Source organism: Campylobacter sp. BCW_6877 (genome assembly GCF_001762445.1).
GTDB lineage: Bacteria > Campylobacterota > Campylobacteria > Campylobacterales > Campylobacteraceae > Campylobacter_D > Campylobacter_D jejuni.
Genome location: NZ_MJWW01000008.1, coordinates 1 through 21,484 on the forward strand (window position 1 = coordinate 1; position 21,484 = coordinate 21,484).

Here is a 21,484-nt window from a genome sequence, read left to right on the forward strand (position 1 = left end):
TCCTTCTTATTTTATCTTTTAAATTTTCTTGATATTCATTTTTTTCATTTTTTAGAGCGAAATGTTTTCTTTTTTCTAGTTCATTTTTAACTTCTTTTATTACTATTGTGTCAAATTTTTCAAAGTTTTTATAATAACAAGCTTCTTCCAAAGCTTGAAAGTATTCTTCTTTTGAAGAATACTTAATATTGATAGGTGGATAATTATTTTTAACAAGCTCATAATTCATTAAAAGCCTTGACATTCTTCCATTACCATCAATAAATGGGTGTATTCTAACAAAGTCAATATGTATTCTTGAAGCTCTAATAATAGGGTGTAAATTTTGTGCTTCATTCTCATACCAATTTAAAAAGTTTTTCATTTCAAAATCAATACTCAAATAATCAGGTGGAATATGTTTTGCACCGCTAATCACTACATTAGCCTTTCTATATACTCCAGCATTCTTTATATCAATTGTTTGTAAAATAATTTGATGTAAAGATTTAATATCAAATTCATTTAAAATTGTATTAGCATTTGCAAGTTCTAACATAAAATCAATAGCATGTGAATGGTTTATGGTTTCTAAGTGTTCTTTTACACTTTTTCCTGCAATAGTCATACCTTCAAGCACTGCTTTTGTTTCAAATAAGGTAAGTGTATTCCCTTCGATTGCATTAGAATCATTTGTATATCTTAATTTAAAATCTTCTTCTAGTGATTTTTTAGTTTCAAAAGCTAGTTTGTGTTCTTTCAAAAAATCTTTTAGAATATCAATTTCCTTTAGAACATCTTTTAAATTCATTTTCTTTTCCTATTTTTTATAATGATAGAATATTTTTTTATTTTATCAATTTTTCTATTAATTTAACCATCCCAATACAAAAAACAGATATTTCTCCATATAAGACAGAAATTCCCTAACTTTTCTTTTGTTATTCATTTTTTCTCCTTTTATTCCAAAGATAATCAATATTATATTATATAGTATTATATTATAAAATTTTCACTCCTTAACTTCTAATAACTCCTTGTTTTCATAGATATTGCCTACGATTTCAAAATTATAATAATATTTTTCATAATAAGTTATTTCTCCACCTTGTTCCGCATCTTCATCTATATTCGATGTAAGCACAAAACCATTTTTCCCAAATTTAACAATACCCATATATTTTTGCCAAAAATGATAAGCTGTGATAAATGTATAAAAAGATTTATTTTATGAAAAATTATTTGATTAATTCTAAAATATCTCTTTTTTTGTTAAGTTCAAGTTGTCTAGAATAATAAAAATATTTAGTCAAAACCAAAATTCCTATATGGAATTCTTTTTTCTTATCTAAAAATTTCTTAATATATTGATGAGCATTATTAATAATTTCCAATGCATCTTTTGGGCGACTTTTAAAATATTCAATTACTGCTGACAAATTCTCATTATCAATCAAAGCAAAGTGATAATTTGGTTTTAAAGTTCCTTCCATAAACCAAGTTTCGCAAGTTATTTTTGGAGCTAAAACTAAAGAATTAGAATTCATAGCCTATTTTAAGTTGCTTGCTACATCGCCACCCTCTAAAGAAATTATAAATTTATATTTCATTTGTTCTTTTTTGTTTAAAAAGTTTTTTTCCATTGGCTAGGTTGTTTTGAAGTATCTCCTATATCGCAAAAAGTTCTATCAAAATAAGAATCAAAAAATTCTTTTCGATGTTTTTAATATACTGCTCCTCTAAATATTGCTATATCCTTTTTATTTTCATAGTTTATGTTATCTTTTAAAAAGCAAAAATGCCTATTTTTATCAAGTTTTAATAAAATATTATTTATATTATTTTCCAAAGATCTTGATTTGCAAATAGTTGCTTCTTTAAAAGTATGTCTTACATCGCCAAATTCTTTATTCCATAAAAATTCATCTTTAAAGTATTTACTGATTTCATAAGCATCAAAAGCATAAGAGGTGTCTTTAAAAGGAAATTTTCCTATTTTTTCCTTTGCTGTAGGTGTAAAAAATTCATTTATTTGATTATAATATTTAACTCGAGTTTGTATTTCTTCTAAGTCTTTAATATTGTATTTTAAAATATCATTAAAAATTTTATCTAAATTTATTTGAAAAAATATTTTGGTATAAAAGATATTCCTATTTCTTTTAAATTCATCAAAAGTCTTGATTGTAGCATTATAAAAAACCTAATAAATAAAATTTTTAATATTTTATCAAAAATTTAAGAATTTGTAAACAATAAAATAACTTTTGACAGAACAATAATTTTTAAATATTAAAAATAAGAATGGCAGACAGGAAGGGATTCGAACCCTCGAAAGCTTGCACTTTACACGCGTTCCAGGCGTGCTCCTTCAACCGCTCGGACACCTGTCTATGAAATAAAGCTTTTATTATATCTAATAAAAGCTTTAAAAATAAAGAAATTTTGTAAATATTGAAAATAAAATTATTTTTTAAAAAAATCAGAAAATTTTTAGTAAAAAGTAGTATAATTATATTTTTATTTTTAGTCAGGGTAGCTCAGCTGGTTAGAGCGCTGGTCTCATAAGCCGGAGGTCGGGAGTTCAAGTCTCCCCCTTGACACCATTAAGTGTAAGAATTATTTTTTTTCTTTTGTTACTACAAAAACAATTCCGCCAAAACCTATAATCACAACAGCTGTTATAAAAACGATTTCAAAAATATCTAGCATTGTCATTGTTCTTTCGCCCTTTCTTTAAGCTGTCCGCAAGCAGCTGAGATATCAAGCCCTTTACTTTCTCTTATAGTACAAGTTACACCTTTATTGCTGAGTAAATCTTGAAATTTAATCGCATTTTCTAAACTAGGGCGTTTATATAAGCTTCCTTCATGTGGATTAAAGAGTATTAAATTCACTTTGGCTTTAATGCCATTTAAAAGCTTGACTAATTCTTTAGCGTGTTCAAGCTTATCATTGATACCATCAATTAAAAGATATTCAAACATTACCCTTTTTCTTTGATCTATAGGAAATTCACGCACCGCATCCATAATCGCAGCGATATTATAAGCTTTATTGATAGGCATAAGTTCGGTTCGAAGCTCATCATTAACCGCATGCAATGATATAGCAAGTAAAACACCTAAGTTCATTTGACCTAATTCTTTGATTTGTTTTGCTAAACCACTAGTGCTGATGGTTTGACGGCGGGGACTTATGGCAAGCCCCTCATTTTGTGCTAAAATTTTTACCGCTTTAGAAACATTTTTAAGATTATCCAAAGGCTCGCCCATACCCATATATACTATATTTACACGGCGTTCATAAGGGATATTATTTTGTTTTTTGATCCATAAAATTTGTCCGACTATCTCCCCTGCGCTTAAATTTCTTTTCAAACCACCCTTGGCAGTAAGACAAAAACTACATCCACTTTTACAACCCACTTGAGAAGAAACACAGATAGTGTATCTTGCATGAGAAATTCTTTTGCCTTCTGTGTCTATTTTTTCTTCTTTCATAGGCAAAAGCACACTTTCTACCCTTAAACCATCAACGAGTTCAAAAAGATATTTTATACTTCCATCTTTACTTTGCTCATTTTTAACACATTTTACAGGAGAGAAATGAAAATTTTGCGCAAGTTCTAAACGTAGATCTTTTGATAAACTTGACATATCGGAAAAATTATTGGCGTATTTTTGATAAATCCATTGATAAATTTGTTTCACGCGAAACATCGGTTTGATTTTTTCTCCTAATTCTTCGGGTAAAAAATCTAAAATATTAACAAGCTCTTTCAAAATTATTTTCCTTTTTGAATTTTTAAATATAGTGATATTTTTTTAAGTATTCTTCTAATTTTTCTTTCGCCTTTTGATGATTTTTTATAAAATCTTCGTGAGCATTTTCATTGCAAAAATTTGTCGCACACAAAATACACTCTGCATCAATATCTAAATTTTGAGCTACGCTTAAAACAGAAAAGGCTTCCATATTTTCTGCAAAAAAACCTAATTTCGAAAATTCTTTTGCTGCTTTTGAATTTTGACAAATATAATTTGAAGAATTGATTTTGATTGTTTCACGAGAAACATTTTCTTTTTCTAAGCAAATTTCATATTTTGCAGGAGTATAAAAAGCATGTGAAATTTTAGAAAATTCTACATTAAAAGCACATGAACTTCTATAAATTTCTAAAATTTCCCCCTTATCATAAAGCCCACAAGTTCCTATAAATATGAGTTTTGATGGTTTTTCTTTTAAGCAAAGTTGACCCAAATGAAAAGCTGATTCAACCAAACCTATACCTATAGCTTTTGCAAAAGAAAAATTTTCATTTCCACCCGCACAAACAATCATTTTGATCCTTATGAAATTTTATAAAAATAATTCTACCTAAAAAGACTTAATTAAGAATTTTTAGATAAAATTATTTCTTATGGTTAAAGCAAAAAAACAATACGGACAAAATTTTTTAATCGATAAAAGCGTATTAGCAAAAATCATCCAAGCCATACCCAAAGAGATGAACAATATCATTGAGATTGGGCCTGGCTTAGGTGATTTAACGCAAGAACTTTTAAAAATTTCTCAAGTAAAAGCTTATGAAATCGATAATGATCTCATACCTATTTTAAAAAAGAAATTTCAAAAAGAACTTGAATGTGGAAAATTTAACTTGATCCATCAAGACGCAAGCGAAGCTTTTAATCCTAGTCTTGATGAAAAACCATATTTTTTGGTTGCAAATTTGCCTTATTATGTTGCAAGTCACATTATATTAAAAGCTTTAGAAGATAAAAATTGTCTAGGGCTTATTGTAATGGTGCAAAAAGAAATGGCTGAAAAATTCTGCGCTAAAGAAGGAAATAGTGAGTTTTCTTCCTTAGGTGTTTTAAGTGCAATGATTTGCGAAAGAAAAATGCTTTTTGATGTTGATCCACAATGTTTTAATCCGCCGCCAAAAGTTGTGTCAGCGGTGATGAGTTTGATTAAAACTAAGGATTTTGATGAACTTTGTGAAATAGAAAATTTCAAAAATTTTCTAAAAGACTGTTTTAAAGCTCCTAGAAAACAACTCTTAGGAAATTTAAAAACATATAAAGCAAAAGTTTTAGAAGTTTTAAGCACTCTTGGCTTAAAAGAAAACATCAGACCACATGAAATTTGCGTTGATTCATACCTTAAAATTTATGACAAATTAAAGGATGAATATGGACGAAAACAAAGAGATAAATAAAAACGAACAAAATCCGAACTCAAATTCAAAAAACAATAAACGCTATAAATATAAAAATCGTAGAAAAAAATTAGTTGATTCTTTGCAAAATGAAAATGATACTCCAAAAATCGATCAAAATTCCAACAAGGAAAATTCTGAAAACTCAGAAAATAAAACTGAGAAAAAAAAGAAGAAAAATCGTAATCTTCCTTCAAAACTCACAGGCAATGAAGATTGGCAAATCGCTCTTGCAGAATGTATAGAAGCCAACCGTGTTTCACATGAAAACCGCTTGCACCCTTTAAAATATAATAATTCTAGCGAACATAAAATCCGCATCACTCCTTTAGGGGGCTTAGGGGAAATTGGTGGAAATATCAGTGTTTTTGAAACCAATAAAGACGCAATTATAGTAGATATAGGTATGAGTTTTCCAGATGGGACTATGCATGGGGTAGATATTATCATCCCTGATTTTGATTATGTAAGAAAAATTAAAGATAAAATTCGTGGTATAGTGATCACCCATGCACACGAAGATCATATCGGTGCGGTGCCTTATTTCTTTAAAGAATTTCAATTTCCTATCTACGCTACGCCTTTGGCTTTAGGAATGATTTCAAACAAATTTGAAGAACATGGCTTAAAAGCAGAACGCAAATGGTTTCGCCCTGTAGAAAAACGCAAAGTTTATGAAATAGGTGAATTTGATATAGAGTGGATCCATATCACGCATTCTATCATTGATGCTTCAGCACTTGCGATCAAGACAAAAGCAGGAACTATTATCCACACAGGTGATTTTAAAATCGATCAAACTCCAATTGATGGCTATCCAACAGACTTAGGGCGTTTGGCACATTATGGAGAAGAAGGGGTTTTATGTCTTTTAAGTGATAGTACAAATTCCTATAAAGAAGGTTATACAAAAAGTGAAAGCTCTGTAGGACCAACTTTTGATCAAATTTTTGCACGCACCAAAGGCAGGGTGATCATGAGTACTTTTAGTTCTAATATCCACCGCGTTTATCAGGCCATCGCTTATGGTTTAAAATACGGTAGAAAAGTTTGCGTTATCGGTCGTTCTATGGAAAGAAATCTTTATACCACTATGGAATTAGGCTACATCAAACTTGATAAAAAAATTTTCATCGATGCTGATGAAGTAAGCAAATACAAAGACAATGAAGTGCTTATCGTAACCACAGGAAGTCAAGGCGAAACCATGAGTGCGCTTTATAGAATGGCAACAGATGAGCATAAATTTATAAAAATCAAACCTACAGATCAAGTGATCATTTCAGCTAAAGCTATACCAGGAAATGAAGCAAGTGTTTCTGCTGTGCTTGATTATCTTTTAAAAGCAGGAGCTAAAGTAGCGTATCAAGAATTTAGCGAAATTCATGTAAGCGGACACGCTAGTATAGAAGAGCAAAAACTTATGCTAACTCTTACTAAACCTAAATTTTTCTTACCGGTTCATGGGGAATACAACCATATCACCAAACACAAAGAAACAGCAATGAAGTGCGGTATCCCTGAAAGAAATATTTATCTTATGAGTGATGGCGATCAAGTAGAACTTTGTCAAAAATATGTCAAACGCATAAAAACCGTAAAAACAGGTAAAGTTTTTGTAGATAATCAAATCAACAAACAAATCGCCGATGATGTAGTTATAGATCGCCAAAAACTTGCAGATAGTGGTATAGTAGTTATTATCGCACAAATTGACAAAGCTACAAAAACACTGATCAACAAGCCAAGAGTATTTAGCTATGGGCTAGTAGCTGACAAACACGATCATGCTTTTAGCAAAGATATGGCTGAAGTTTTAGGACAGTTTTTCATCAATGTTAAAGATGAAGTACTCAATGATCCAAGATTTTTAGAAAATCAAATCCGCCAAGTTTTAAGAAAACACATCTTTAGAAAGATTAAAAAATACCCAACCATAGTTCCAACTATTTTTGTAATGTAAAAAAGGGCAAAAACGCCCTTTTTAAGGAAGATCAAATGAGAATTAATAAATTTATATCCCATAATACCTGCTATTCACGTCGTGAAGCTGATGAGCTTATCAAACAAGGCTTAATAAAAATAAACAACAAAATTGCCCTTTTAAGCGATGAGGTTAAATTTGATGATAAAGTCTTTGTTAAAGGTAAAAGAGTGCAAAAAAGAACACAATTTAGCGTGATAATCTACCATAAACAAAAAGGTGAAATTGTCAGTAAAAAAGACGATCGTGGAAGAAAAACCATATACGATACCTTGCCAAGACAATTTAGCACTTGGCTTAGCGTAGGTAGGCTGGATTATGCAAGTGAAGGCTTACTTTTGCTTACAGATTCTCCTGTGATTGCTGATGCTTTAATGCATAGTGATTTAGAAAGAGAATACTATCTTAAAGTTAAAGGTATGGTGAGCAAACAAGTCATCGAGGCAATGCAAAATGGATTTGAGATTAAAAATGAAAAAAAAGGCGCACATGTAAAAACCAAAATCACCTCTATGAGTTTTGCTCCTTTTATAGACTTTGAAATTTTTGGATCAAGTGGAGGTTATACCAAGCTTAGAGTGGTTATAAATGAAGGTAAAAATAGAGAGCTTAGACGCTTTTTTGGGCATTTTGATCTTGAGGTTATGGATCTTAAGCGTGTTGCTTTTGGGGCTTTAGATCTTGGTATGTTAAAAGCGGGAAAATATCGCTATTTGGAAAATGGCGAATATGAAAAATTAAGAGATTTTTTAAAATTTAATGAAATAAGATATTGATCATTATATACAAAAATTTAAAAAATAATGATAATTTTTAAATTCTAAAAATTCTATTATTATCCTTTTTAAAAGGAAAATAATAGAAAAATTTCATCAAATTCCTTGACTTTGAAAACAAGATTTTATATACTCTCATTTCAATTTTTATAAATTGGTTAGTTTTTAACTAACGAGTTCTTTTTAAAGGAAATATTATGGAAAGAATTAGGCTTAAGCTAAAAGCTTATGACCATCGAGTACTAGACAGAACAGTTGCAGCAATCGTAGAAGCTGTTAAAAGAACAGGTGCGGATATCAGAGGTCCGATACCAATGCCTACTAAAATCAAACGCTATACAGTTTTAAAATCTCCACACATTAACAAAGATTCTCGTGAGCAGTTTGAGATAAGAATTCACGCGCGTATGCTAGATATAGTAGCAGCGACTCCAGATACAGTTGATTCTTTAACTAAGCTTGATTTAGCGCCAGAAGTAAGCGTTGAAGTAAGAGCTATGGGTAAGTAAGGATAAGATATGGAATATATTGTAGAAAAAATCGGAATGAGCAGAACAATTACTAATCCAAGTATCGCTGTAACTTTACTAAGAGTTGTAAATGCAAAAGTATGTGAGGTTAAAGGCGGAAAGGCTTTAGTAGCATATCCAAAAGGTAAAGCAAGTAATAAATGTGTCGCAGGACAACAAAAAAAGTATAATCTTTCTGCAGAATACAATAGATTTGCGACTTTAGAAGTAGCAAATACTGAAGCAGGAGATTTAGATGAAACTCCATTAAATGAAGCAAAAATTTTAAAAGTAAGCTTTAACACCAAAGGTAGAGGTTATAGCGGTGTTATGAAAAGACATAACTTTGCAGGGGGTCCAGCAAGTCACGGTTCGAGATTTCATAGACGCCACGGATCTATTGGTAATAGAGAATGGCCAGGTCGTGTTCAACCAGGTATGAAAATGGCAGGACACTATGGAAATACTAAAGTAACCGTTAAAAACGAAGTTGTATCTTATGATGCTGAAAACAAAATTTTAGTAGTTAAGGGTGCAGTACCAGGTTATAATGGTGCTATGGGTAAAATAAGGATTGCAAAATGAGTAAAGTAGTTGTTTTAAATGATAAATTAGAAAAAGCAGGTGAACTTGATTTACCTTCAAAATATGCGGAAGTAAATCCACACAATCTTTACTTATATGTAAAATCTTACCTTGCAAGTTTAAGAGCAAATACAGCTCATACTAAAGGTAGAAGTGATGTAAGCGGTGGTGGTAAAAAACCTTGGAGACAAAAAGGTCGTGGCGGTGCTAGAGCGGGTTCAACAAGAACTAACGTTTGGGTAGGCGGTGCGGTTGCTTTTGGTCCAACAAATGAAAGAAACTACTTCCAAAAAGTAAATAAAAAACAAAAAAGATTGGCGCTTGAAAGAGCTTTAGCAGATAAAGCAGCTAAAGGTGTGTTATTTACTGCTGATTCTTTGGCTATTGAAAGTGGTAAAACAAAAGATGCAAACGCTGTGATTAAAAAACTTGGCGTCAAAGATGCTTTAATCGTTAAAGATTTACTAGATGAAAAAACACTTTTAGCTTACAGAAATTTAGCAAATTGCTATGTAGTTGATGTAACTGAAGTAAATGCTTATTTAGTATCTGTATTTAATGCTGTTATCATAGAAAAATCAGCGTTAGAATCTATTACAAAAGAGGGATAATTATGGCAGATATTACTGATATAAAGACTATACTTTACACAGAAAAAAGTTTGAATTTGCAAGAGCAAGGTGTCGTAGTTATTCAAACTTCACCAAAGATGACTAAAACAGGCTTAAAAGCGGTTTTAAAAGAGTATTTTGGTGTAACTCCAAAAAGCATCAATTCATTAAGAATGGATGGAAAAGTTAAGCGTTTTAGAGGTCGTTTAGGTCAAAGAAACGATTACAAAAAATTCTATGTTAAGCTACCTGAAGGTGTTAGCTTAGAAAATACGGAGGCTTAAGATGGCAATTAAAACTTATAAACCATATACTCCAAGTAGAAGATATATCACAGGTTTAAGTTCTGAAGATATTACAGCTAAACCAAGTGTGCGCTCACTACTTGTTAAACTTCCAGTGCACGCAGGTCGTAATAGCTATGGAAGAATTACAAGTCGTCATAAAGAAGCGGGTGCTAAAAAACTTTACAGAATTATTGATTTTAAACGCCGTAAATTTGGTATAGAAGGCAAAGTAGAAGCAATCGAGTATGATCCATATAGAAATTGTAGAATTGCTTTGATTGCTTATAAAGATGGGGAAAAAAGATATATTCTTCAACCACGTGGATTAAGCGTTGGCGATATTGTTGCAGCTGCTGAAAGCGGACTTGATATTAAACCAGGTAACGCAATGAAACTTAAAAACATTCCTGTGGGTACTATTGTTCATAATGTTGAGTTAAAGCCAGGTAAAGGCGGTCAAATGATTCGTTCTGCGGGTGCTTACGCACAACTTATGGGTAAAGAAGAAAAATATGTTATTTTAAGACTTGCAAGCGGCGAAATGAGACAAGTTTTAGCTGAATGTATGGCAAGTATCGGCGAAGTAGGTAACGAAGAATGGGCTAATGTAACTATCGGTAAAGCAGGTAGAAATCGCCATAGAGGTATCCGTCCACAAACTCGTGGTTCTGCTATGAACCCAGTAGATCACCCGCACGGTGGGGGTGAAGGTAAGAAAAATTCAGGCCGTCATCCAGTAACTCCATGGGGTAAACCAACCAAAGGTGCGAAAACTCGTCGTAAAAAAGCTAGCGATAAGCTAATAATTTCAAGAAGAAAAGGAAAGTAAGATGGCTAGATCACTAAAAAAAGGTCCTTTTGTTGATGATCATGTAATGAAAAAAGTCATCGCTGCTAAAAAGGCTAATGATAATAAACCAATTAAAACTTGGTCAAGAAGAAGCACAATTACTCCTGATATGATAGGACTTACATTTAATGTTCATAATGGTAAAAGCTTTATTCCAGTTTATATTACTGAAAATCATATCGGTTATAAGCTTGGTGAATTTGCTCCAACACGCACATTTAAAGGGCATAAAGGCTCTGTGCAAAAGAAAATTGGTAAGTAAGGGATAAGATATGAGTAAAGCATTAATTAAATTCATAAGATTATCTCCAACTAAAGCAAGATTGATTGCTAGGGAAGTTCAGGGGATGAATGCAGAATTAGCTATGGCTAGTTTAAAATTTATGCCAAATAAAGGTGCAAAATATATCGCAAACGCAATTTCAAGTGCAGTAGCAAATGGTGGCTTTGAAGCAAACGAAGTGGTTGTAAAAAGTTGTCGCGTGGATGCAGCTGCGGTGTTGAAAAGATTTAGACCAAGAGCTAGAGGAAGTGCAAGTCGTATTAGAAAACCAACTTCACATATTTTAGTAGAAGTGGCAAAAGCAGAAGTGAAAGCTGAAGAGAAAAAAGCAGTAGCTAAAAAAACTACTACAACAAAAGCTCCAGCTAAAAAAACAACAAGCACTAAAAAAGCAACAGCGAAAAAGGAAAGCTAATGGGACAAAAAGTTAATCCAATTGGTCTAAGACTAGGAATCAATAGAAACTGGGAATCAAGATGGTTTCCAACTAAAGCAAATTTAGTAGAAAATATCGGTGAAGATTACAAAATCAGAGCTTTCTTAAAAAGAAAACTTTATTACGCAGGAATTAGCCAAATTTTAGTAGAAAGAACTGCTAAAAAACTTCGCGTTACTGTAGTTGCTGCAAGACCAGGTATCATCATCGGTAAAAAAGGTAGTGATGTTGATAATTTAAGAAAAGAATTGCAAGATTTAATCGGTAAAGATGTAAATATCAATATCAAAGAAGAAAGAAAAGCAGGAGCTTCAGCTCAACTTGCTGCTGAAAGTGTTGCAACTCAACTTGAAAAAAGAATTGCTTTTAGAAGAGCAATGAAAAAAGTAATTCAAGGCGCGCAAAAAGCAGGCGCTAAAGGGATTAAAGTTTCAGTTTCTGGTCGTTTAGGCGGTGCTGAAATGGCAAGAACAGAATGGTATCTTGAAGGACGCGTTCCACTTCATACTTTAAGAGCAAAAATCGATTATGGTTTTGCAGAAGCTAGAACTACTTATGGAAACATAGGGGTTAAAGTATGGATCTTTAAAGGTGAGGTATTACACAAAGGTATGCAACCTGAAAAAACTGAAGAAAGTGCTCCAGCTAAAAAGCCAAGACGCACAAGAAGGGGTAAATAATCATGTTAATGCCAAAAAGAACTAAATATCGCAAAATGATGAAAGGGCGTAACAGAGGTTATGCTAATCGTGGAACAGAATTTACTTTTGGTGAATTTGCATTAAAAGCAACTGAAGCAGGACGCATTAACTCACGCCAAATCGAAGCAGCGCGTATTGCTTTAACTCGTTTCGTTAAAAGACAAGGAAAAACTTGGATTAGAGTTTTCCCAGATAAGCCTTTGACAAAAAAACCTTTAGAAACTCGTATGGGTAAAGGTAAAGGTGCTGTTGAGGAATGGGTAATGAATATCAAGCCAGGCCGTATCATTTATGAAATGGCAGGAGTAAGCGAAGAAATGGCAAGAGAAGCATTGACTTTAGCTATGCATAAACTTCCATTTAAAACTAAGTTTGTTACAAGAGAGAGCCAAAATGAAATATACTGAGATTAAAGATAAAACAGCAGCTGAGCTTGCAACAATGCTAAAAGAAAAAAAGGTGCTTTTATTCACTTTAAAACAAAAGCTAAAAACAATGCAACTTACTAATCCAAAAGAGATTAGCCAAGTAAAAAAAGACATTGCTAGAATAAATACAGCAATTAACGCTTTAAGATAAGGATAGAGAAAATGGCATTTAAAAGAGAAATTCAAGGCGTTGTTGTTAAAATCGCTGGTGAAAAAACCGCAAGTGTTTTGGTTGAAAGAAAAGTGGTTCATCCAAGATATAGAAAAATTGTTAAACGCTTTAAAAAATATCTAATTCATGATGAGAGAAATGAAGTTAAAGTGGGTGATACTGTTGTTGCAGTAGAATGCAGACCACTTTCAAAAAGAAAATCATTTCGCTTAAAATCTGTATTAGCTACAGGAGTTGAGTAATGATTCAAAGTTTTACAAGACTTGCAGTTGCTGATAATAGCGGTGCAAAAGAATTAATGTGTATCAAGGTTTTAGGGGGTAGCAAAAGAAGATATGCTACTGTAGGTGATGTGATTGTTGCATCCGTTAAAAAAGCTTTACCAAATGGAAAAGTTAAAAAAGGTCAAGTGGTAAAAGCGGTTATCGTTAGAACTAAAAAAGAAATTCATAGAGATAATGGTTCTTTGATTCGTTTTGATGAAAATGCTGCGGTTATTCTTGATAACAAAAGAGAGCCTATCGGAACTCGTATCTTTGGGCCAGTGGGCAGAGAAGTTAGATATGGTGGCTTTATGAAAATCGTTTCACTAGCACCGGAGGTATTATAATGGCGGTTAAATTAAAAATCAAAAAAGGTGATAGCGTTAAGGTTATCACAGGCGATGATAAAGGTAAAACAGGTAAAGTTTTAGCGGTATATCCAAAAACACTTAAAGTGGTAGTTGAAGGATGTAAAATTGCTAAAAAAGCTATTAAGCCGAGCGAGAAAAACCCAAATGGTGGTTTTATCAATAAAGAAATGCCAATGGATATTTCCAATGTGGCAAAAGTTCAGGAGTAAGCGATGATGAGATTAAAAGAAAAATACAATCAAAGCATTAAACCTGCATTGGTTAAAGAATTTGATATTAAAAATCCTATGCTTATCCCTGTGATCGAAAAAGTAGTTATCAGCGTAGGTGCTGGTGAGTTGGCTAAAGATCAAAAAGTATTGCAAAATGTTGCAGATACTATTTCTTTAATTGCAGGACAAAAGGCTGTAATTACTAAAGCTAAAAAATCAGTTGCAGGATTTAAAGTTCGCGAAGGTTTTCCTGTAGGTGTAATGGTAACTTTAAGAAAAGAAAATATGTATGCTTTTCTCGATAAATTAATTTCTATTGCTTTGCCAAGGGTGAAAGACTTTAGAGGCTTAAGTAGAGATGGTTTTGATGGACGCGGAAACTATAACTTCGGTCTTGATGAGCAGTTGATGTTCCCAGAAGTGGAGTATGATAAAATTTTAAGAACTCATGGTATGAATATTTCTATAGTTACAACAGCACAAAATGACAAACAGGCACAAAAGTTATTAGAACTTATCGGTGTGCCATTTACAAAAGGAAAGTAAGATGGCTAAAAAATCAATGATTGCAAAAGCGGCACGCAAGCCTAAATTTAAGGTTAGAGCTTATACGAGATGCCAAATTTGTGGGCGTCCGCATTCGGTTTATAGAGATTTTGGAATTTGCAGAGTTTGCTTAAGAAAAATGGGCAATGAAGGTTTGATTCCAGGTCTTAAGAAAGCAAGTTGGTAAGGATAAAATATGATAAATGATATTATTTCAGATTCACTCACTCGTATCAGAAATGCAGGAATGAGAAAGCTTGAAACAACTAAGCTTTTACATTCTAAAGTTGTAGAAGCTTTAGTTGGAATTTTTCAAGCTAAGGGCTATATTGAGAGTTTTAATGTTATTGAAGAAGATAAAAAGAAATTTATCAATGTAGTTTTAAAATACGATGAAAAAGGTAAGAGTGTTATCAATGAGCTTAAAAGAATTTCTAAGCCCGGTCGTCGTGTTTATAAAGGTAAAGATGAAATCAAGCGTTTTAAAAATGGTTATGGTACTATTGTAGTTAGCACAAGTCGTGGCGTTTTGGCTAATGATGAAGCTTATAAAGCAGGTGTTGGCGGCGAAATTTTATGTACTATTTGGTAAAAAATCTGCTTTTTATGGCATTGGGTATCCATTCTTTTAAAAAAGTAGAAATATCCTAGACAAATAAAAAGGAAAAATATGTCTCGTATAGGTAAACAACCGATTGCTATTCCAGCAGGAGTAGAAGTAAAATTAGAAGGGAATTTGCTTAAATTTAAAAAAGGAAATTTGGCAAAAGAACTCGATACTAAAGCAAATGTAAATGTTGAGATTAAAGATAATAATATTCTTTTTTCTTCAAAAGGTGAAGATAGACAAAGTAGAGCTTATTGGGGAACTTACAGAGCTTTAGCTTACAATATCGTTGTAGGTTTAACTCAAGGTTTTTCAAAAACTCTTGAAATCAATGGAGTTGGTTATAAAGCAGCTTTAAAAGGTAAAGTTTTAGAACTAAGCCTTGGTTTTTCTCATCTTATTAATTATGATATTCCGGAAGGAATTGAAATTGTAGTGGATAAAAATACTATTACAGTTAAAGGAAGTGATAAACAAGTTGTAGGTCAAGTTGCTGCTCAAATTCGTGAATTTAGACCACCAGAGCCATATAAAGGAAAAGGCGTTAAGTATTCTGATGAACGCATTATCCGCAAAGCTGGTAAGACATCTAAGAAGTAAGGGTAGAATATGAGAGCAAATGTATTAAAAAGAAAACTAACTTTAAGAATCAAAAGAAAAAAAAGAATTAGAGCGAAAATTTCAGGTTGTGAAAATTTTCCAAGAATTTCTGTATTTAAATCGAACAGAACTCTATATATCCAAGCGATTGATGATGTAAAAGCTGTAACTTTAGTAGCAGTTGATGGACGCAAACTTGGCGTTAAAGCAAATAAAGAAGGTGCTAAAAAAATCGCTGCTGAATTTGCTAAAACTTTAAAAGCTAAAAAGATAGAACAAGCCGTTTTTGATAGAAATGGTTATATATATCATGGTGTTATTGCAGTTTTGGCTGAATCTTTAAGAGAAAATGGCATTAGGCTATAAGGGGTAAATCGATGGAAAAATATAATAGAGAAGAATTTGAAGAAGTAATCGTCGATATCGGCAGAGTTACTAAGGTTGTTAAAGGTGGTAGAAGATTTAGATTTACTGCTTTAGTTATCGTTGGAAACCGTAAAGGTTTGGTAGGTGTTGGTTATGGTAAGGCTAAGGAAGTTCCAGATGCTATCCGTAAAGCTGTTGATGATGCGTTTAAAAATATCGTTGAAGTTAAAACTAAAGGCTCAACTATCGCTCACGATGTAGAGGTAAAATACAACGCAAGTAGAATTTTACTTAAACCAGCTAGCGAAGGTACAGGAGTTATCGCGGGTGGTTCTACACGCCCTATCGTGGAGCTTGCAGGTATTAAAGACATCTTAACCAAGTCTTTGGGTTCAAATAATTCAGCTAATGTGGTTCGTGCTACAATCAAAGCTTTAACAATGTTAAAAGGATAAGAAGATGAATTTAACAAAAGCAGCGGGTTCAACGCATAAAACTAAAAGAATTGGTCGTGGTCAAGGTTCTGGCATGGGTAAGACTGCTACTAAAGGGGGTAAAGGTCAAACTGCTAGAAAAGGCTATAATGAAAAAAGAGGTTTTGAAGGGGGTCAACAACCACTTCAAAGAAGACTACCAAAAGTAGGTTTTACTTCTAAAATTCAAAAACCTTATGTAATCAATGTTGAAAAAATCACAGCTGTAAAAGAGCTTAGTGAAATTACATTTGAGAGCATTAAAAGTGTTCACAAAATTTCAAAATCTGTGAATAAAATCAAATTAATTGGTGTAAGTGCAAAAGACTTAGTATCAAAAATCAAAGACGAGAATATTAGCGTCACCGGATCAAAATAATGAATAGAGCATTGACGAATAAGATTTTAATCACCTTAGCATTTTTGTTTGCTTATAGGGTTCTGGCTTATGTGCCAGTTCCTGGCGTCAATGCTGATGTGATTGCGGAATTTTTTAATAACAATCAAAACAATGCTTTGGGTTTATTTAATGTTTTTAGTGGTGGAGCGGCTGAACGCTTTTCTATCATTTCTTTAGGTATTATGCCTTATATTACTGCTTCTATTATCATGGAGCTTCTTGCAGCAACTTTTCCAAATATCGGTAAGATGAAAAAAGAACGTGATAGTATGCAAAAATATATGCAAATTATCCGTTATGCGACTATTGTGATTACTTTGGTTCAAAGTATAGGCGTTGCTATAGGTTTGCAAAGCTTACATGGTCGTGGTGGTGCAGGGGCTATAATGGTGGAAGATTTAAATATGTTTATCGCACTTTGTGCTATTTCTATGCTTGCAGGAACTATGCTTTTAATGTGGCTTGGCGAACAAATTACACAAAGAGGTATAGGAAATGGTATTTCTTTAATCATTTTTGCAGGTATTGTTTCAGGTATTCCAAGAGCGATTTCAGGAACTGTAGGACAAATTAATTCAGGTGAGATGAATTTCTTAACCGCTTTTGCAATTTTTGCTTTGATTTTAATCACCATAGGCGTGATTATTTATGTAGAACTTGGAGAAAGAAGAATTCCTATTTCTTATTCTCGTAAAGTTGTAATGCAAAATCAAAACAAACGCATTATGAATTATATTCCTATTAAACTCAATCTTAGTGGAGTTATTCCACCGATTTTTGCTAGTGCGATTTTGATGTTTCCAACAACGATTTTACAAACTAGTACAAATCCTTATCTACAAGCCATTAATGACTTTTTAAATCCAAATGGTTATTTGTTTCATATTTTAACTTTCTTGTTTGTAATTTTCTTTGCTTATTTTTATGCTTCTATTGTATTTAACGCTAAAGACATAGCAGAAAATTTGAAAAAACAAGGCGGTTTTATCCCTGGAATTCGTCCAGGTGAAGGAACTTCAAATTATCTTAATGAAGTGGCTTCTCGTTTAACTTTATCAGGTTCTATTTATTTAGGGCTTGTTGCAACCTTACCTTGGGTTTTGGTGAAATTTATGGGCGTGCCTTTTCATTTTGGCGGTACTTCCGTACTTATTGTAGTTCAAGTAGCACTTGATACGATGAGAAAAATTGAAGCTCAAATTTATATGAGTAAATACCAAACTTTAAGTGCGGTAGGTTTGTAATAAATAAAATTAGCAAGATTTTTCTTGCTAATTTATCCTAGGTTTTTGCTTTAAAAATAAAAACACAATGCACACTATAAAAATTACTATTGACCATATTAAAAAAGCATCTACAAGACCCATTTTCCTAACGATAGGTTGAGAGATAATAGGACTTAAAAATTGTCCTAAAAATATACAACTTGCTAAAATTCCATAAGCCCTAGCGCGAGCATTTTCAGGACAGATTGAAAAAAGATAAGCCGTATTATTTACAAGCATAATACCTCCGCCCATTCCAAGCAAAGCTAAGGCGATTAAAACTGTGAAAAAGCTATCTACTAAAAAAAGCAGCAAAAAAGAACAAGATACGATAAAAAGAGTTAAAACATAGATAGTTTTAATACTTAAGAATTTTATAATATATCTATAGCTTAGAGAGAAAAAACCATAACATAGTGCAGACACAGACATCGAAATACCTATATATTTAGGGTCCAATCTTAAATGTTCTTCTATATAGTAAGGAAGTTGAGTTGGCGAAATATAATAAACTACCATGATAAAAAAACCTATAAAATAGATAGGGAAAAATTGCCAATAATTTGTTTTTGCTTCTATTTTTGTATGATTATAGAATTTAAATTTTCTAGGTTCAAAAAGATAAATGATAGCCATTAAGGTAATTAAAATTCCAAGTCCATACACCAAAAAAGGATAACGCCAAGAATAACTTGAAACAAATCCCGCAATAGAAATAAAAATAGCACCCCCTACCGCACAAAAAAATCCTTGAAGACTTAAAGCATTTTCTCTGCGATTAAAGCCACCGCGACTATAATAATCTCCAAGTAAAGCCGAAGCGCCTGTCATTATAAAAGCAGTTGCCATACCAAAAATAGCTCTTGAAGTCAGTATAGCATAAATATCATTTAAGAAAAAGCCACTTACTCCAGAAATAGTCCAAACCACCATAGCTGGAAGAATGAATTTTAATTTGCCAAATTTATCCATTAAAATACCAGCGAATGGAGATAAAATGACAACAAAAATAGCAGGAATGGTTAAAACTAAGCGAACAAGTATATCAAGATGAGCTAATGTGAAACTTGAAGCAAGAGTAGCACCACTTTGGGTTAAAAGTTCTTCAAAATGTCTGTTGATAGCAGGTAGAGCAGATGAAATGACTACACTTCCTAGCATAGTCATAGCGGCCATAGAAAACACAGCTGCTTTAAATCCGGATTTTTCGGTAATTTGAATTATTTTTTTATCCATTTTTGTATCATTTGGATGAAATTTATAAGTTTTGCCATTCATAATTTTGCCTTTTTTATTTTATTATACTCCAAAAATTATGATTTGTATTTAAAATTACTTAAAATTATATTTTATTTATTTTGTTATGATAGTTTTGTTTTTAAAATATATTTTATAAGTAGAATTTTAAATAATTTTAGCTAAATTCAGCTTTTTATTTAACAAGGGTGTAAAATGAAGAAAAATTTAATCATAGTAGAATCTCCTGCAAAAGCTAAAACCATAGGAAATTTTTTGGGAAAAGATTATGAAGTGATTGCTTCTAAAGGACATATTAGAGATTTACCTAAATCAAGCTTTGGGATTAAAATAGAAGATGATGAATTTATCCCTGAGTATAGAATCACAAGCGATCATAGCGCCTTAGTTAAAGAACTTAAAAGCAAAGCCAAAGATGCCAAAGAAGTCTATCTTGCAACGGATGAGGATAGAGAAGGAGAAGCCATAGCTTATCATATTGCAAAAGCTATAGGAAAAGATGAAAACACCTTGCCACGCATCGTTTTCCATGAAATTACTAAAAGTGCTATAGAAAATGCTTTAAAAAATCCAAGAAAATTAGATATGCACTCTGTAAATGCCCAACAAACTAGACGCCTTTTAGATCGTATTGTAGGATATAAACTCAGCCCCTTATTAGGGCAAAAAATTCAAAGAGGACTTAGCGCAGGGCGTGTTCAAAGTGCGGCTTTAAAGATCATAGTCGATCGTGAAAAAGAAATTCGTGCCTTTGTACCACTGGAATATTTTAGCATAGATATGATTTTTCAAAAAGATTTGGATGCAGAACTAGTTGAATTTGATAAAGCTAAGATAGAAAAACTTACCATTATCAATAAAGATCGTGCCAAACTTGTACTGGAAGTTTGTAAAAATGAAGCTTATACTATAAGTGACATTGAAAGCAAAGAAAGAAAAATCGCTCCACCACCTCCTTTTATGACTTCAACTTTACAGCAAAGTGCTAGCAATCGCCTTGGTTTTAACCCTAAAAAAACCATGATGATAGCTCAAAAACTCTACGAAGGAGTAAATACTCACGAGGGCGTGATGGGGGTTATTACCTACATGAGAACTGATAGTTTAAATTTGGCCAAAGAAGCTATAGAGAATGCAAGAAAATTCATACAAGCAAATTTTGGCCAAGACTATCTTCCAAGCAAAGCAAATGTATATACTACAAAGGCCAAAGGCGCCCAAGAAGCACATGAAGCTATACGCCCTACAAATTTAAGTTTTACTCCAGAAATTGCAGCTAAATTTTTAGACAAAGATGAGTTAAAACTTTACACACTTATTTACAATCGCTTTTTAGCCTGTCAGATGAATCCTGCTATTTCTCAAACTCAAAATGTATTTGTAAAAAATGATAGAGCAGTTTTTAAAATAGGCGGTAGAAAAATCCTTTTTGAGGGATATTATAAAGTTTATGGTGATATGGATAAGGATAAAATTTTACCAAATCTTAAAATAGGCCAAAATTTAAAAGTGCAAAATTTAGAAATGAACTCACATTTTACCGAACCTCCTTCAAGGTATTCAGAAGCAGGACTTGTAAAAAAACTTGAAAGTTTAGGCATAGGTCGTCCTTCTACTTATGCTCCAACCATTTCTATACTTACAAGCCGTGATTATGTAAAAATAGACAAAAAACAACTCATTCCTAGCGAGGTTGCTTTTAATGTAACCGAAGTGCTTGAGAAAAATTTTAGCGATATAGTAGATAGCAAATTTACTTCAAATCTTGAAAACACTTTAGATGAAATCGCAGAAGATAAGGCAGATTGGCAAGAAACTTTAAAAGAATTTTACTATCCTTTTATGAGAAAAATCGAAGAAGGAAAAACAAAAATCGCCAGTCAAAAAACTGTTACAAAATTAGGTGAAAGTTGTCCTGATTGTGGCGGGGAACTTGCTATTAGAAAAGGACGTTTTGGAGAATTTGTAGCGTGTTTAAATTTTCCAAAATGTAAGTATTCAAGAAATTTAAAAAGTGAAAGTAAAAATGAAAGCGAAAATACTGCCGCAAAAGCTAAAGCTAATGGTACAGGTATTACTTGTCCAAGTTGTCAAAAAGGTGAAATCGTAGAACGCTTTTCAAAACGCGGTAAATTTTATGGCTGTAGCGCTTATCCAAAATGCAATTTTATAAGCAAATACAAACCAAGCGAAGAAAAATGCGAAGAGTGTGGCGAAACTTTAGTGATAAAAGAGCTTAAAAAAGGTACATTCTTAGAATGTTTAAAGTGTAAAATTAAAAAAGAAATGAAGGATTAAA

32 protein-coding genes and 2 tRNA genes are annotated in these 21,484 nt (G+C 32.4%); 26 read left to right on the forward strand and 8 right to left on the reverse strand.

Translation table 11 applies throughout. The features are described from left to right. From AJ936_RS00320 to AJ936_RS00330, 4 genes are all read right to left on the reverse strand, one after another. Positions 1-790 (reverse strand): Fic family protein (locus AJ936_RS00320; protein ID WP_070273939.1); only part of this gene is annotated, 790 nt, incomplete at its 3' end. A gap of 201 nt (positions 791-991) precedes the next feature. Then, positions 992-1,156, reverse strand: a complete 165-nt coding sequence (locus AJ936_RS09820; RefSeq protein ID WP_004305855.1) for a YopX family protein — start codon at positions 1,154-1,156, stop codon at positions 992-994. A 61-nt stretch (positions 1,157-1,217) separates the two neighbouring features. After that, positions 1,218-1,526 (reverse strand): hypothetical protein, encoded by a 309-nt coding sequence (locus AJ936_RS10440; protein ID WP_250493654.1) that lies wholly within the window; start codon positions 1,524-1,526, stop codon positions 1,218-1,220. Between the two features lie 758 nt (positions 1,527-2,284). After that, positions 2,285-2,372 (reverse strand) — tRNA-Ser (locus tag AJ936_RS00330). A gap of 136 nt (positions 2,373-2,508) precedes the next feature. Here AJ936_RS00330 and AJ936_RS00335 point away from each other — a divergent pair. Beyond that, a tRNA-Met gene (locus AJ936_RS00335) sits at positions 2,509-2,585 on the forward strand. 13 nt (positions 2,586-2,598) lie between these two features. Here the strand turns inward: AJ936_RS00335 and AJ936_RS00340 are convergent. From AJ936_RS00340 to AJ936_RS00350, 3 genes are read right to left on the reverse strand one after another with little or no spacing between them, the layout of a single operon-like run. Continuing rightward, on the reverse strand, positions 2,599-2,697 hold the full coding sequence (locus AJ936_RS00340; protein ID WP_002869298.1) for a hypothetical protein: 99 nt from the start codon (positions 2,695-2,697) through the stop codon (positions 2,599-2,601). Continuing rightward, entirely contained in the window at positions 2,694-3,764 is a 1,071-nt protein-coding gene (gene rlmN / locus AJ936_RS00345; protein WP_004305852.1) for a 23S rRNA (adenine(2503)-C(2))-methyltransferase RlmN, read from the reverse strand. Before rlmN ends, AJ936_RS00340 begins: the two co-directional genes overlap by 4 nt. A gap of 22 nt (positions 3,765-3,786) precedes the next feature. Further along, the gene (locus AJ936_RS00350) at positions 3,787-4,323 is read right to left on the reverse strand and encodes a purine-nucleoside phosphorylase (RefSeq protein ID WP_004305850.1); all 537 of its coding nucleotides are present in this window, start codon (positions 4,321-4,323) and stop codon (positions 3,787-3,789) included. Between the two features lie 79 nt (positions 4,324-4,402). Here AJ936_RS00350 and rsmA point away from each other — a divergent pair, with 79 nt between their 5' ends. The 24 genes from rsmA (at position 4,403) to secY (ending at position 17,907) form a co-directional block, all read left to right on the forward strand. After that, positions 4,403-5,203, forward strand: a complete 801-nt coding sequence (gene rsmA, locus AJ936_RS00355) for a 16S rRNA (adenine(1518)-N(6)/adenine(1519)-N(6))-dimethyltransferase RsmA (RefSeq protein ID WP_004305848.1) — start codon at positions 4,403-4,405, stop codon at positions 5,201-5,203. Then, positions 5,172-7,166, forward strand: coding sequence for a ribonuclease J (locus AJ936_RS00360; protein ID WP_079860274.1), 1,995 nt, complete (start codon positions 5,172-5,174; stop codon positions 7,164-7,166). Before rsmA ends, AJ936_RS00360 begins: the two co-directional genes overlap by 32 nt. A 35-nt stretch (positions 7,167-7,201) precedes the next feature. Further along, on the forward strand, positions 7,202-7,963 hold the full coding sequence (locus AJ936_RS00365; protein WP_004305844.1) for a pseudouridine synthase: 762 nt from the start codon (positions 7,202-7,204) through the stop codon (positions 7,961-7,963). Positions 7,964-8,160: 197 nt separating this feature from the next. Continuing rightward, the gene (gene rpsJ, locus AJ936_RS00370; RefSeq protein ID WP_002779353.1) at positions 8,161-8,472 is read left to right on the forward strand and encodes a 30S ribosomal protein S10; all 312 of its coding nucleotides are present in this window, start codon (positions 8,161-8,163) and stop codon (positions 8,470-8,472) included. A 9-nt stretch (positions 8,473-8,481) separates the two neighbouring features. Beyond that, entirely contained in the window at positions 8,482-9,057 is a 576-nt protein-coding gene (gene rplC / locus AJ936_RS00375) for a 50S ribosomal protein L3 (protein ID WP_004305842.1), read from the forward strand. Beyond that, complete coding sequence (rplD, locus tag AJ936_RS00380) at positions 9,054-9,668, forward strand: 50S ribosomal protein L4 (RefSeq protein ID WP_002829330.1); 615 nt, start codon at positions 9,054-9,056, stop codon at positions 9,666-9,668. The genes rplC and rplD overlap by 4 nt, the downstream gene beginning before the upstream one ends. A 2-nt stretch (positions 9,669-9,670) precedes the next feature. Further along, positions 9,671-9,952 carry a 50S ribosomal protein L23 gene (locus AJ936_RS00385; RefSeq protein WP_002856384.1) on the forward strand — a complete coding sequence of 94 codons (282 nt, stop codon included), beginning with the start codon at positions 9,671-9,673 and terminating at the stop codon, positions 9,950-9,952. 1 nt (position 9,953) lies between these two features. Beyond that, positions 9,954-10,784, forward strand: a complete 831-nt coding sequence (gene rplB, locus AJ936_RS00390; protein WP_002869292.1) for a 50S ribosomal protein L2 — start codon at positions 9,954-9,956, stop codon at positions 10,782-10,784. A gap of 1 nt (position 10,785) precedes the next feature. Further along, positions 10,786-11,067, forward strand: coding sequence for a 30S ribosomal protein S19 (gene rpsS, locus AJ936_RS00395; protein ID WP_002851509.1), 282 nt, complete (start codon positions 10,786-10,788; stop codon positions 11,065-11,067). A gap of 10 nt (positions 11,068-11,077) precedes the next feature. Continuing rightward, positions 11,078-11,503 (forward strand): 50S ribosomal protein L22, encoded by a 426-nt coding sequence (gene rplV, locus AJ936_RS00400; protein WP_004305840.1) that lies wholly within the window; start codon positions 11,078-11,080, stop codon positions 11,501-11,503. Beyond that, positions 11,503-12,204: a 30S ribosomal protein S3 gene (gene rpsC, locus AJ936_RS00405; protein WP_002851138.1), complete on the forward strand. Its 702-nt coding sequence runs from the start codon at positions 11,503-11,505 to the stop codon at positions 12,202-12,204. The genes rplV and rpsC overlap by 1 nt, the downstream gene beginning before the upstream one ends. A gap of 2 nt (positions 12,205-12,206) precedes the next feature. After that, the gene (rplP, locus tag AJ936_RS00410) at positions 12,207-12,632 is read left to right on the forward strand and encodes a 50S ribosomal protein L16 (protein WP_002779441.1); all 426 of its coding nucleotides are present in this window, start codon (positions 12,207-12,209) and stop codon (positions 12,630-12,632) included. Beyond that, positions 12,619-12,804, forward strand: a complete 186-nt coding sequence (gene rpmC / locus AJ936_RS00415; RefSeq protein WP_002851566.1) for a 50S ribosomal protein L29 — start codon at positions 12,619-12,621, stop codon at positions 12,802-12,804. Before rplP ends, rpmC begins: the two co-directional genes overlap by 14 nt. 11 nt (positions 12,805-12,815) lie before the next feature. Next, positions 12,816-13,067, forward strand: a complete 252-nt coding sequence (gene rpsQ, locus AJ936_RS00420; protein WP_002851549.1) for a 30S ribosomal protein S17 — start codon at positions 12,816-12,818, stop codon at positions 13,065-13,067. Further along, the gene (gene rplN, locus AJ936_RS00425) at positions 13,067-13,435 is read left to right on the forward strand and encodes a 50S ribosomal protein L14 (RefSeq protein WP_002779438.1); all 369 of its coding nucleotides are present in this window, start codon (positions 13,067-13,069) and stop codon (positions 13,433-13,435) included. The genes rpsQ and rplN overlap by 1 nt, the downstream gene beginning before the upstream one ends. Continuing rightward, positions 13,435-13,668 carry a 50S ribosomal protein L24 gene (gene rplX / locus AJ936_RS00430; RefSeq protein WP_002779437.1) on the forward strand — a complete coding sequence of 78 codons (234 nt, stop codon included), beginning with the start codon at positions 13,435-13,437 and terminating at the stop codon, positions 13,666-13,668. The genes rplN and rplX overlap by 1 nt, the downstream gene beginning before the upstream one ends. A gap of 3 nt (positions 13,669-13,671) precedes the next feature. Further along, positions 13,672-14,217 (forward strand): 50S ribosomal protein L5, encoded by a 546-nt coding sequence (gene rplE / locus AJ936_RS00435; RefSeq protein ID WP_002851453.1) that lies wholly within the window; start codon positions 13,672-13,674, stop codon positions 14,215-14,217. A gap of 1 nt (position 14,218) precedes the next feature. Next, positions 14,219-14,404, forward strand: a complete 186-nt coding sequence (locus tag AJ936_RS00440) for a type Z 30S ribosomal protein S14 (protein WP_002851478.1) — start codon at positions 14,219-14,221, stop codon at positions 14,402-14,404. 9 nt (positions 14,405-14,413) lie between these two features. After that, positions 14,414-14,809: a 30S ribosomal protein S8 gene (rpsH, locus tag AJ936_RS00445; protein ID WP_002860830.1), complete on the forward strand. Its 396-nt coding sequence runs from the start codon at positions 14,414-14,416 to the stop codon at positions 14,807-14,809. A gap of 78 nt (positions 14,810-14,887) precedes the next feature. Beyond that, positions 14,888-15,424 (forward strand): 50S ribosomal protein L6, encoded by a 537-nt coding sequence (rplF, locus tag AJ936_RS00450; RefSeq protein WP_070273940.1) that lies wholly within the window; start codon positions 14,888-14,890, stop codon positions 15,422-15,424. 9 nt (positions 15,425-15,433) lie between these two features. Then, positions 15,434-15,790, forward strand: coding sequence for a 50S ribosomal protein L18 (rplR, locus tag AJ936_RS00455; protein ID WP_070273941.1), 357 nt, complete (start codon positions 15,434-15,436; stop codon positions 15,788-15,790). 11 nt (positions 15,791-15,801) lie between these two features. Then, entirely contained in the window at positions 15,802-16,245 is a 444-nt protein-coding gene (gene rpsE / locus AJ936_RS00460; protein ID WP_002779428.1) for a 30S ribosomal protein S5, read from the forward strand. Positions 16,246-16,249: 4 nt separating this feature from the next. Next, a complete protein-coding gene (gene rplO, locus AJ936_RS00465; protein ID WP_002868266.1) occupies positions 16,250-16,642 on the forward strand; it encodes a 50S ribosomal protein L15 in 393 nt (130 codons plus the stop codon). Further along, the gene (gene secY, locus AJ936_RS00470; protein ID WP_070273942.1) at positions 16,642-17,907 is read left to right on the forward strand and encodes a preprotein translocase subunit SecY; all 1,266 of its coding nucleotides are present in this window, start codon (positions 16,642-16,644) and stop codon (positions 17,905-17,907) included. The genes rplO and secY overlap by 1 nt, the downstream gene beginning before the upstream one ends. A gap of 27 nt (positions 17,908-17,934) precedes the next feature. On the opposite strand, the gene AJ936_RS00475 is transcribed toward secY, so the two are convergent. Further along, positions 17,935-19,206 (reverse strand): MFS transporter, encoded by a 1,272-nt coding sequence (locus tag AJ936_RS00475; RefSeq protein ID WP_044779753.1) that lies wholly within the window; start codon positions 19,204-19,206, stop codon positions 17,935-17,937. 174 nt (positions 19,207-19,380) lie between these two features. On the opposite strand from AJ936_RS00475, the gene topA reads away from it, so the two are divergent. Then, positions 19,381-21,483 (forward strand): type I DNA topoisomerase, encoded by a 2,103-nt coding sequence (topA, locus tag AJ936_RS00480; RefSeq protein WP_070273943.1) that lies wholly within the window; start codon positions 19,381-19,383, stop codon positions 21,481-21,483. Position 21,484: the final 1 nt, after the last annotated feature.

What these genes read in the sequence shown, in the direction of transcription:
- secY (WP_070273942.1), top strand. Translation starts at nt 16,642, where the DNA reads ATGAATAGAGCATTGACGAATAAGATTTTAATCACCTTAGCATTTTTG.
- rpsC (WP_002851138.1), top strand. Translation starts at nt 11,503, where the DNA reads ATGGGACAAAAAGTTAATCCAATTGGTCTAAGACTAGGAATCAATAGA.
- AJ936_RS00385 (WP_002856384.1), top strand. Translation starts at nt 9,671, where the DNA reads ATGGCAGATATTACTGATATAAAGACTATACTTTACACAGAAAAAAGT.
- rplO (WP_002868266.1), top strand. Translation starts at nt 16,250, where the DNA reads ATGAATTTAACAAAAGCAGCGGGTTCAACGCATAAAACTAAAAGAATT.
- rplF (WP_070273940.1), top strand. Translation starts at nt 14,888, where the DNA reads ATGTCTCGTATAGGTAAACAACCGATTGCTATTCCAGCAGGAGTAGAA.
- rpsQ (WP_002851549.1), top strand. Translation starts at nt 12,816, where the DNA reads ATGGCATTTAAAAGAGAAATTCAAGGCGTTGTTGTTAAAATCGCTGGT.
- rpsH (WP_002860830.1), top strand. Translation starts at nt 14,414, where the DNA reads ATGATAAATGATATTATTTCAGATTCACTCACTCGTATCAGAAATGCA.
- AJ936_RS00360 (WP_079860274.1), top strand. Translation starts at nt 5,172, where the DNA reads ATGAATATGGACGAAAACAAAGAGATAAATAAAAACGAACAAAATCCG.
- rplR (WP_070273941.1), top strand. Translation starts at nt 15,434, where the DNA reads ATGAGAGCAAATGTATTAAAAAGAAAACTAACTTTAAGAATCAAAAGA.
- rpsJ (WP_002779353.1), top strand. Translation starts at nt 8,161, where the DNA reads ATGGAAAGAATTAGGCTTAAGCTAAAAGCTTATGACCATCGAGTACTA.
- rplC (WP_004305842.1), top strand. Translation starts at nt 8,482, where the DNA reads ATGGAATATATTGTAGAAAAAATCGGAATGAGCAGAACAATTACTAAT.
- rpsE (WP_002779428.1), top strand. Translation starts at nt 15,802, where the DNA reads ATGGAAAAATATAATAGAGAAGAATTTGAAGAAGTAATCGTCGATATC.
- AJ936_RS00475 (WP_044779753.1), bottom strand. Translation starts at nt 19,206, where the DNA reads ATGAATGGCAAAACTTATAAATTTCATCCAAATGATACAAAAATGGAT.
- AJ936_RS00365 (WP_004305844.1), top strand. Translation starts at nt 7,202, where the DNA reads ATGAGAATTAATAAATTTATATCCCATAATACCTGCTATTCACGTCGT.
- rpmC (WP_002851566.1), top strand. Translation starts at nt 12,619, where the DNA reads ATGAAATATACTGAGATTAAAGATAAAACAGCAGCTGAGCTTGCAACA.
- AJ936_RS00340 (WP_002869298.1), bottom strand. Translation starts at nt 2,697, where the DNA reads ATGACAATGCTAGATATTTTTGAAATCGTTTTTATAACAGCTGTTGTG.
- topA (WP_070273943.1), top strand. Translation starts at nt 19,381, where the DNA reads ATGAAGAAAAATTTAATCATAGTAGAATCTCCTGCAAAAGCTAAAACC.
- AJ936_RS00440 (WP_002851478.1), top strand. Translation starts at nt 14,219, where the DNA reads ATGGCTAAAAAATCAATGATTGCAAAAGCGGCACGCAAGCCTAAATTT.
- rplD (WP_002829330.1), top strand. Translation starts at nt 9,054, where the DNA reads ATGAGTAAAGTAGTTGTTTTAAATGATAAATTAGAAAAAGCAGGTGAA.
- AJ936_RS10440 (WP_250493654.1), bottom strand. Translation starts at nt 1,526, where the DNA reads ATGAATTCTAATTCTTTAGTTTTAGCTCCAAAAATAACTTGCGAAACT.
- AJ936_RS09820 (WP_004305855.1), bottom strand. Translation starts at nt 1,156, where the DNA reads ATGGGTATTGTTAAATTTGGGAAAAATGGTTTTGTGCTTACATCGAAT.
- AJ936_RS00350 (WP_004305850.1), bottom strand. Translation starts at nt 4,323, where the DNA reads ATGATTGTTTGTGCGGGTGGAAATGAAAATTTTTCTTTTGCAAAAGCT.
- rplV (WP_004305840.1), top strand. Translation starts at nt 11,078, where the DNA reads ATGAGTAAAGCATTAATTAAATTCATAAGATTATCTCCAACTAAAGCA.
- rpsS (WP_002851509.1), top strand. Translation starts at nt 10,786, where the DNA reads ATGGCTAGATCACTAAAAAAAGGTCCTTTTGTTGATGATCATGTAATG.
- rplN (WP_002779438.1), top strand. Translation starts at nt 13,067, where the DNA reads ATGATTCAAAGTTTTACAAGACTTGCAGTTGCTGATAATAGCGGTGCA.
- rplE (WP_002851453.1), top strand. Translation starts at nt 13,672, where the DNA reads ATGATGAGATTAAAAGAAAAATACAATCAAAGCATTAAACCTGCATTG.
- rplB (WP_002869292.1), top strand. Translation starts at nt 9,954, where the DNA reads ATGGCAATTAAAACTTATAAACCATATACTCCAAGTAGAAGATATATC.
- rplX (WP_002779437.1), top strand. Translation starts at nt 13,435, where the DNA reads ATGGCGGTTAAATTAAAAATCAAAAAAGGTGATAGCGTTAAGGTTATC.
- rplP (WP_002779441.1), top strand. Translation starts at nt 12,207, where the DNA reads ATGTTAATGCCAAAAAGAACTAAATATCGCAAAATGATGAAAGGGCGT.
- rsmA (WP_004305848.1), top strand. Translation starts at nt 4,403, where the DNA reads ATGGTTAAAGCAAAAAAACAATACGGACAAAATTTTTTAATCGATAAA.